Raw genomic sequence first — 7,812 nt, forward strand, 5'->3', positions numbered from 1 at the left:
CCCTCCCTTCCAGGGAGGGGGGGAAGAATGGCGCGCGTGTTGGCGTTATGCCCGCACCGCCGTCACGAAATAATCGAGCTTGGTGTCGTCGCTCAGTACGAAGCCCTTGGCGACCGAGAAGCCGAGCCCGCGCACATCGACGACGCGCAAGCCCGCCGCCTCGACCAATTCGGTCAGGGCATCCGGCGTCAGGAACTTGTCCCAGTCATGCGTGCCGCGCGGGATTTGCCCGAGCCCTTCGCCAACGGTGATCAGCGCGAGGCGTGACAATGCCGTGCGGTTGGGGGTGGAGAGGATTAGCAGGCCACCCTCCGCCAGCGCACCCGCCAGCCCGGCAATGAAGGCGGCAGGGTCGGTAACGTGCTCGATCACTTCCATGCTGGTGACGAGATCAAAGGTTGCGCCGTCCAGATTCTCGACGCTGCCGGTGCGATAGTCGATCGCGAGGCCCGATTGCGCAGCATGCGCGCTCGCCACCGCAATATTCTCGGCCGCCGCGTCGAGCCCGGTGACGCTCGCTCCCAAGCGCGCCAGCGGTTCGCACAGCAAACCTGCGCCGCAGCCGACATCGAGCGCACGCTTGCCCGCGAGCGGGGTGAAGCCGGTCTCGTCGCCATGCCACTGCGCATCGATCCGTTCGCGCAGATAGCGCAAGCGCACCGGGTTCAAGCGGTGCAGCATCGCCGAGGAGCCCTTCGGATCCCACCACTGCGCCGCCATCGCGCCGAAATGGGCGGCCTCGGCCGGGTTGATGGTGGTTACAGACGTTACGGTTGCGCTCTTCATGCGCGCTTCCTATCAGGACGCCCCCACTAGCCCAAGCCCCAGCTCAAGGATGTCTGCTGCGCATGGCCCGTATCGTGATGAAATTCGGCGGCACCTCGATGGCCGGGATCGAACGGATCCGCAGCGTTGCCGCGCGCGTCAAACGGGAAGTTGCTGCGGGCAATCAGGTCGCGGTGGTGGTATCGGCGATGGCGGGCGAGACCGATCGGCTGGTCGGCTTCTGCCGCGAAGCCTCGTCGCTTTACGACCCCAAGGAATATGACGTTGTCGTCTCGGCAGGCGAGCAGATCACCAGCGGGCTGCTGGCGATCGCGCTGCAGGCGGCGGGCGTGCCGGCGCGCAGCTGGCTTGGTTGGCAATTGCCGATCGCGACGTCGGATGCGCACGCCTCGGCCCGGATCGAAGGCATCGACATGGCTGCGCTGGAGGCCAGTCTCGCGGCGGGCGAAGTGGCAGTGATCCCCGGTTTCCAGGGCATCGATGCCGATGGCCGCGTCACCACGCTTGGCCGTGGCGGCTCCGATACGTCGGCAGTAGCAATGGCGGCGGCGATGAAGGCGGATCGCTGCGACATCTACACCGATGTCGACGGGGTCTACACCACCGACCCGCGCATCGTCCCGCGCGCGCGCAAATTGAAGAAAGTCACCTACGAAGAGATGCTGGAGCTTGCCAGCGTCGGGGCCAAGGTGCTCCAGACGCGCTCGGTCGGCCTTGCCATGAAGGAAGGCGTGCGCGTGCAAGTGCTGTCGTCCTTCACTGGCGAGGATGCACCGATGGCGGATACATTGCCCGGCACGATGATCGTCGGCGAAGAGGAGATTGAAGACATGGAAAGCCAGCTCATCACCGGCATCGCGCATGACAAGAACGAAGCCAAGATCACGCTGACGGCGGTGCCCGACAAGCCGGGCGCGGTCGCGGCGATCTTCGAACCGCTTGCGGCGGCGAACATCAACGTCGACATGATTATCCAGAATATCGCCCATGCGGCAGGCTCGACCGACGTGACCTTCACCGTGCCGGCGGCCGATCTGGCGCGCTCGATCGAGGCGCTGAACGCCGCGCGCGAAAAGATCGGCTTCGCCTCGCTGGTGCACGATACGCGCGTTGCCAAGATTTCGGTGGTGGGCGTGGGCATGCGCAGCCACGCCGGTGTCGCCAGCACGATGTTCTCGACGCTGGGCGAGCGCGGCATCAACATCCAGGCGATCTCGACCTCCGAAATCAAGGTCTCGGTGCTGATCGAGGAGGATTATACCGAGCTGGCGGTGCGCGTGCTGCACACGGCATACGGGCTCGATGCCGAGGATGCCGCCTGAACGGCGAAAACGGCCCGCTCAGCGGGTGCTGAGCGTGCCATTGCCGGAGGCATCGAAGGTCAGAATATACTGCCCGCCGATCGGCATCGACCAGGCTTCCTCCGCCACCGAGATGACATCACCGATCTCCTGCCCGCCCGCATTGCGGACGAGCTGAAATCCCCCCGCTGCCACCACGGCGGTGCTGACGGGCGAGGCTTGCAGCGCATAGGCACAAAAGATGGGATCGCTGCCGAGGCCAAAGCCGACGGTCACTTTGTAGAGCGTGGCATCATAGCTCGGGATATGCCACCCGGCCGAATCATGGGTGAGCGTGACCGCTTTGTTGAGCGGCAGTATGAAGCTGTCGGCATCGCTGGAATAGGGAAAAGCCGCCGCATTGGGGCTGATCTCGCCAGCCTTATAAATCGATGCGAACCATGACACCGGCAGATCGCGGTTGAAGGCGATGTACACGTTGGTGTCGACGGTCTGCAGTCCGGCGACGATGCGTTCCCCGCCAAGTTGCGCCAGGTCCGACGGAAAAAAAGTAGCCACCAGCGCGATCGCGTAATCCTGCGCAGGTTTGATGGTGACGGTCGTGGTGGGCGGGTATGCGGTGGCTGCATACAGCGTGTCTGCAGCCACCGGGGTGAAGCGCGGGTTTGCCTGTGCGATCTCGGCGGGCGTCGGTGAGAAGGGGGTGGTTTTCACCGGGATGTCGCCTTTGCCGAACCGTACGGGCCGTTGCGCCCTTCAGGGCCTGTTGCCGCCAAAGATGGCCTGGGCACCCGCGACCAGGAGGTTTTGGATGGTGGCGGCCGACTGCGCGCCGCTATAGCTGAAGTTCACGGTGGTCGCGCCGTTGACGCTGGTGATCGAGAATTGCACCCCGCTCACCACGAAGTAGGCAAATCCGGCCGTCAACGCTGTCGCCACGGTGATCGTCCCGGTGAGGAACGTGTTTGCGACATAGCCCTCCGCTTCTTCTTCGGCGGAAAGTTTTGCCACAGACGACGTGTCCCAGTGAACCTGCGTCACGGTATCCTGTTGGATCGTGGCGTCTTCCAGATACGCCATCGCCATCAACTGCGAATGCTCATCGGATTTCAGGAAAGCGAGATTTTCCAGCAACGCGAACTGTGCTGGCTTGCCGGGGGCGATCTTCCACTTTCCGTTGTTCAGTAGGGTCACGGTGCAGGCCCCGCCGGTGAAGGAGCCGGGGACCGAGACTTGGGCGGAGTCGTTGCTCACCTGCGTCCAGTCGGCGAGGGTCGACGATCCGAACGATCCGACGCTGATATAGAAGCTCAGCTTCGGCGTCAGTGTCCGGCTTTGGTTGGGCGAGGGAGACCAGGTCATCCCCATGAAGCCGCTGGCCGTCTGGATGCCGAACGACTGGTTGCTATACCAGCCCAGCGATTCGTTGTCTTCCTGGTTGAAGGAGTTGGTGACGAGTTTGATGCTGTTCGGGCCGGTCGACGTGCTCGCCAAGGTCAGTTTTGGCCCCTTTTTGGGCGGAGCGTTGGCATAATCGGCGTTCCACACCTGGGCGAGATCGCTGTTTTGCGAGATCGTCGAAGTGACTTGAACGTCGAGGCCGACGGCGTTGTTGCTGGCACCCGCGCCGACCGAATATTGCACGGGAATGACAAAGTAATTCGTGCTCGGATCGTTCGAATCGATCGCGATTGAGGCGCTCGAATTGGCAAAGACATTGGGATCGCTGGCGATTTCCGCAGGCCGGGTGAGGAAGCACCAGAATGTCTGAGTCGAGGAAGACTGGTTGACCAGATAGATGGTATATTGGCTAGGCATGATCATCTCCATTGCGAGAAGGATACGCTGCACATCACTAACTTGCGACAAGAGGTATCAGATCAGCCAGTCTAGGCGGTAGATCGCTATCCCGATGAAAGACGATCAATAGATATGATGCGTAGAAGGCGTCGGTGATAGTGTCATCGCAACATCCTATAAGCGACACGGCGATCATACTATGGATGGATATTATTGCACCGTATTGCTGAACCAATTTGACGGTTTGTAGAGAGGATTGAGCGAGGTCGATCCGATCTGGAGCGAATGGCGCGCGGAAAGAGCGAGCGTCCGCTTCGTCGACGCAAACCGCTTTTCGGGGAATGTCGGAGGGGGCTAGATGGTCTTGACCGTAGCGGCTAGGCACAATGGCATGACCCAAGCGACTTCCATTGTATCTCCGCTTTCCGGCGCGGAGCGTCTTAAGCGCCGCATGGCGCGCGGCACGGCCTTTCTGGGCAGCGAGACCGCGATCATCTGTGGCGCGATGTCGTGGGTGTCCGAGCGGCACCTCGTCTCGGCCATTTCCAATGCGGGCGGGTTCGGCCTGATCGCCTGTGGCGCGATGACGCCGGAATTGCTCGATGCCGAAATCGCCGCGACCAAGGCGATGACCGACAAGCCGTTCGGCGTGAACCTTATCACCATGCACCCGGCGCTGTTCGATCTGATCGAGGTGTGCAGCCGCCACGGCGTCGGCCATGTCGTGCTGGCCGGCGGTTTGCCCCCGGCGGGATCGATCGACGCGATCAAGGCCAAGGGTGCCAAGCTGATCTGCTTCGCGCCGGCGCTCAGCCTGGCCAAGAAACTGATCCGCTCGGGCGTCGATGCGCTGGTCGTCGAGGGCATGGAAGCGGGCGGGCATATCGGGCCGGTGTCGACCAGCGTGCTCGCGCAGGAAATCCTGCCCGAAGTCGCCGACAAGGTGCCGGTGTTCGTGGCGGGGGGCATCGGGCGCGGCGAGGCGATCGCGGCTTATCTCGACATGGGCGCGGCGGGCGTGCAGCTCGGCACGCGCTTCGCCTGCGCGACCGAGAGCATTGCGCATCCGAACTTCAAGAAGGCCTTTCTGCGCGCATCGGCGCGTGATGCGGTGGCAAGCGTACAGATCGATCCGCGCTTGCCCGTCATCCCGGTGCGCGCGCTGAAGAATGCGGGCGCTGATCTGTTTACCGCCAAGCAGCGCGAAGTCGCGCAGGCGCTGGACGAGGGCACGATCGCGATGGCCGAGGCGCAATTGCAGATCGAGCACTATTGGGCGGGCGCCTTGCGGCGCGCGGTGATCGAGGGCGATGTCGAGCATGGCAGCCTGATGGCGGGCCAGTCGGTCGGCATGGTGACCAAGGAAGAACCCGTCGCCGACATCATCGCCAGCCTGATGGAGGAAGCCGCCGCCGCGCTGGCGCAGCGCGCGGCCTGAGCCGATAGCGGCGTCAGGGATCACCCCTTCCGTTCGTTTCGAGCGACGTCGAGAAACCTGAAACAGCGAGTGCTGCGGTTTCTTGATGACGCTGGAAACGAACGGATCAAAGAACGGCCGCCAGGCTTAGGCGTCAGCCGAGCTGCGCCAGCCCGCCGCCGAGCATAAACACCGCCAGCGCCGCGCCGCCGCCGAAGATGAAGGCGATCAGCAGCGACAAAATGCCCGCGACCACGCCGCCCTGACGGCGGCGCACGAAGGTGCTGCGCTGGCCGGGTTTGCCGAGCTTGAGTTCGACATAGCCGGCCGCCGCGCCGCCAAAGGCGGTCATCACCAGCGTGATCGCGGCACCCAGCACCGTCTGGGTGGCGATGGCGATCGGCAGCAGCAGCGCGAACGGCGCGGCCATCGCGAAGGCGGCGAGCAGCTTTGCGAGATCGACTTCGTCCTTGCCGACGGGCGCGACCGCCAGCAGATCGGGCGAATCCTCAGCCGATACCGTCAGCCAGGCAAAGCTGCCGACGAGCTGGCTCGCGATGAACACGCTGCCAAACGCCAGGGTCGCCGGGAGCGGGAGTGTGTGCCCCTTGCCAAAGGCGACGAACAATAAGGGGGCCATGTAGATCAGCCGCACCACGATCTGGAAGGCGAGCGCCGGGTCGCGCGCGAGCAGCCGCCACTCCTTGGCGAAAATCGTGCGCGTCAGCCCGGCGTGAAACAGGCGTCCGCTGGCGCGGCCGGTCGGCTTGCTGCGCGACAGGCGCATACCGCCATCCTGATAGCCGGACAGGAACAGCCGCTGCAGCGCCGATCCGGCGGCGACGAACAGCAGCAGCGCACCGCCCAGCAGGATGAAGATGGCGAGCGGATCGCCCAGGGCCGCGCGACCGGGCAAAGCGGAGAGCCCGTGCGATCCAACGCCGTTTGCGCGCAGACGCTCGAACAGCGCGACCAAAGCACCCGCGCGCCGGTCGCTATGCGACACCAATTGCGTGCCGAGGAAGATCGCGCCGCCGAGCACTGCGGCGACGATCTGGCCGACGGTGCGCGCGGCGCGCGGACCGACCAGCGTAGCGATCGCCAGCGTCAGCGCGAGGCCAAGAGCGGCGGCGGCAAAGGCGAGCGCGGCGAGCAACGCGACCAGCCCGAACAGCTGTGGATGGCCGAGAATCGCAACCGGCACGACCATCGGCAACAGCAACGTCGCGTAGGTCAGCGCAATCGCGCCGGCGATCCCCAGCAATTTGGCCAGCAAGACCGTTCGCTCGGGCACGGGCGCGGTAAACAGCAGCGACAGGTCGCCGCTCTCATAGAGCGTGCGCTGGCTGCCGATCATCGCTTGTGCGGTCATGAAGGTCAGCGCGAGCAGGCTCGCCCCAAGCACCCCGATCAACATCTCGGGCAAGACCGGAATCGGGGTATCCCGCAGTGCCCAGCCGGTCGCGCAGCCGATCAACAGCCACAGGCCGAGCAGGCCATAGCCGATCCAGCGGGCAACGCCTTTGCGGGGCCGGGCGCGAAAGGCCAGGCGCAGTTCGTGCAGCGCCAGCCAGGCGAAGCTTCCCGGGCGCGCCAAGCGCATCGCCCAGTTCATGCGGCGACGGGCTCCGCACTGGTCAGGCGAATGAAGGTGTCTTCCAGCGTCATGCCTTCGGTGCCCGCGCGGTCGCGCAGTTCGTCGAGCGTGCCCTGGGCGAGCAAGCGCCCCCCGCCGATGATGCCGATGCGGTCCGCCATGCGTTCCGCCACCTCGAGGATATGGGTGGTGACGATCACGGTCTTGCCGGCCTCCACCTGCGCACGCAGCGCATCCTTGACCGAGCGCGCCATGTTCGCGTCGAGCCCGGTCAGTGGCTCGTCGAGGATCAGCAGCTTGGGATCATGGATCAACGCGCCCGCCAGCGCGACCTTCTGCTTCATGCCGCGTGAAAAGCCTTCGCAGCGCGTGTCGCGTTGCTCCCACAAATCGAGCCAGTGCAGCAAGCGATCGGCTTCGCGCGCCGCGAAGCCGGGGTCCATCCGCCACAGCCCGGCGACGAAGGCGAGATATTCCAGCGGCGACAATTTGTCGTAGAGCATCGGCTCGTCGGGCAGCCAGGCGGTGATCGCCTTGGCCCCGAGCGGATCGCGCCGCGTGTTGATGCCGAAGATCTCGATCGATCCGGCGTCGGGCTTGGCGAGCCCTGCCACCATGCGCAAGGTCGTGGTCTTGCCCGCGCCATTGGGGCCGAGCAGTGCATAGAGTTGGCCACCTGCAATATCGAGATCGAGCCCGGTGATGACAGGCTTGTCGAAGCTCTTGGCCAGGCCTCGGATGCGCAAGGCGGGCACGTGCGGGGAATCGATCATGTGTTCTGTTTAAGCGATACACCATGGCCGTCCAGTGGGTACGGGTGGCGTATGCGGGGTTTTCGGATGGCGCGCGTGCCGTTACAGGGCGACGTCATGCCGCACGCCGACCTCGATTTGCCGACGCAAGGCCGCATC

General features: G+C 64.5%; 7 protein-coding genes. 2 read left to right on the top strand and 5 right to left on the bottom strand.

The annotated features are described in order from the left end of the window. Nucleotides 1-45: 45 nt before the first annotated feature. Nucleotides 46-786, bottom strand: a complete 741-nt coding sequence (ubiG, locus tag EJC47_RS08555; protein ID WP_126846829.1) for a bifunctional 2-polyprenyl-6-hydroxyphenol methylase/3-demethylubiquinol 3-O-methyltransferase UbiG — start codon at nt 784-786, stop codon at nt 46-48. Nucleotides 787-848: 62 nt separating this feature from the next. On the opposite strand from ubiG, the gene EJC47_RS08560 reads away from it, so the two are divergent. Beyond that, a complete protein-coding gene (locus EJC47_RS08560; protein WP_033966526.1) occupies nt 849-2,108 on the top strand; it encodes an aspartate kinase in 1,260 nt (419 codons plus the stop codon). Nucleotides 2,109-2,126: 18 nt separating this feature from the next. Here EJC47_RS08560 and EJC47_RS08565 read toward each other — a convergent pair whose 3' ends face one another. Next, the gene (locus EJC47_RS08565) at nt 2,127-2,801 is read right to left on the bottom strand and encodes a hypothetical protein (RefSeq protein ID WP_126846831.1); all 675 of its coding nucleotides are present in this window, start codon (nt 2,799-2,801) and stop codon (nt 2,127-2,129) included. A 42-nt stretch (nt 2,802-2,843) separates the two neighbouring features. Beyond that, entirely contained in the window at nt 2,844-3,905 is a 1,062-nt protein-coding gene (locus tag EJC47_RS08570; RefSeq protein WP_126846833.1) for a hypothetical protein, read from the bottom strand. A gap of 433 nt (nt 3,906-4,338) precedes the next feature. Here EJC47_RS08570 and EJC47_RS08575 point away from each other — a divergent pair, with 433 nt between their 5' ends. Continuing rightward, a complete protein-coding gene (locus EJC47_RS08575; protein WP_126846869.1) occupies nt 4,339-5,325 on the top strand; it encodes an NAD(P)H-dependent flavin oxidoreductase in 987 nt (328 codons plus the stop codon). A gap of 133 nt (nt 5,326-5,458) precedes the next feature. Here the strand turns inward: EJC47_RS08575 and EJC47_RS08580 are convergent, their stop codons facing one another. Together EJC47_RS08580 and EJC47_RS08585 are read right to left on the bottom strand one after the other, a co-directional pair. Continuing rightward, nucleotides 5,459-6,919, bottom strand: coding sequence for a hypothetical protein (locus tag EJC47_RS08580; RefSeq protein ID WP_126846835.1), 1,461 nt, complete (start codon nt 6,917-6,919; stop codon nt 5,459-5,461). Further along, the gene (locus tag EJC47_RS08585) at nt 6,916-7,674 is read right to left on the bottom strand and encodes an ABC transporter ATP-binding protein (protein WP_126846837.1); all 759 of its coding nucleotides are present in this window, start codon (nt 7,672-7,674) and stop codon (nt 6,916-6,918) included. The genes EJC47_RS08580 and EJC47_RS08585 overlap by 4 nt, the downstream gene beginning before the upstream one ends. Nucleotides 7,675-7,812: the final 138 nt, after the last annotated feature.

It is taken from the genome of Sphingomonas sp. TF3 (assembly GCF_003985085.1).
Classification (GTDB): domain Bacteria; phylum Pseudomonadota; class Alphaproteobacteria; order Sphingomonadales; family Sphingomonadaceae; genus Sphingomonas.

Excerpts from the sequence above, each read along its gene's own strand:
- ubiG (WP_126846829.1), bottom strand. The coding sequence starts at position 786 with ATGAAGAGCGCAACCGTAACGTCTGTAACCACCATCAACCCGGCCGAG.
- EJC47_RS08560 (WP_033966526.1), top strand. The coding sequence starts at position 849 with ATGGCCCGTATCGTGATGAAATTCGGCGGCACCTCGATGGCCGGGATC.
- EJC47_RS08570 (WP_126846833.1), bottom strand. The coding sequence starts at position 3,905 with ATGCCTAGCCAATATACCATCTATCTGGTCAACCAGTCTTCCTCGACT.
- EJC47_RS08575 (WP_126846869.1), top strand. The coding sequence starts at position 4,339 with ATGGCGCGCGGCACGGCCTTTCTGGGCAGCGAGACCGCGATCATCTGT.
- EJC47_RS08580 (WP_126846835.1), bottom strand. The coding sequence starts at position 6,919 with ATGAACTGGGCGATGCGCTTGGCGCGCCCGGGAAGCTTCGCCTGGCTG.
- EJC47_RS08585 (WP_126846837.1), bottom strand. The coding sequence starts at position 7,674 with ATGATCGATTCCCCGCACGTGCCCGCCTTGCGCATCCGAGGCCTGGCC.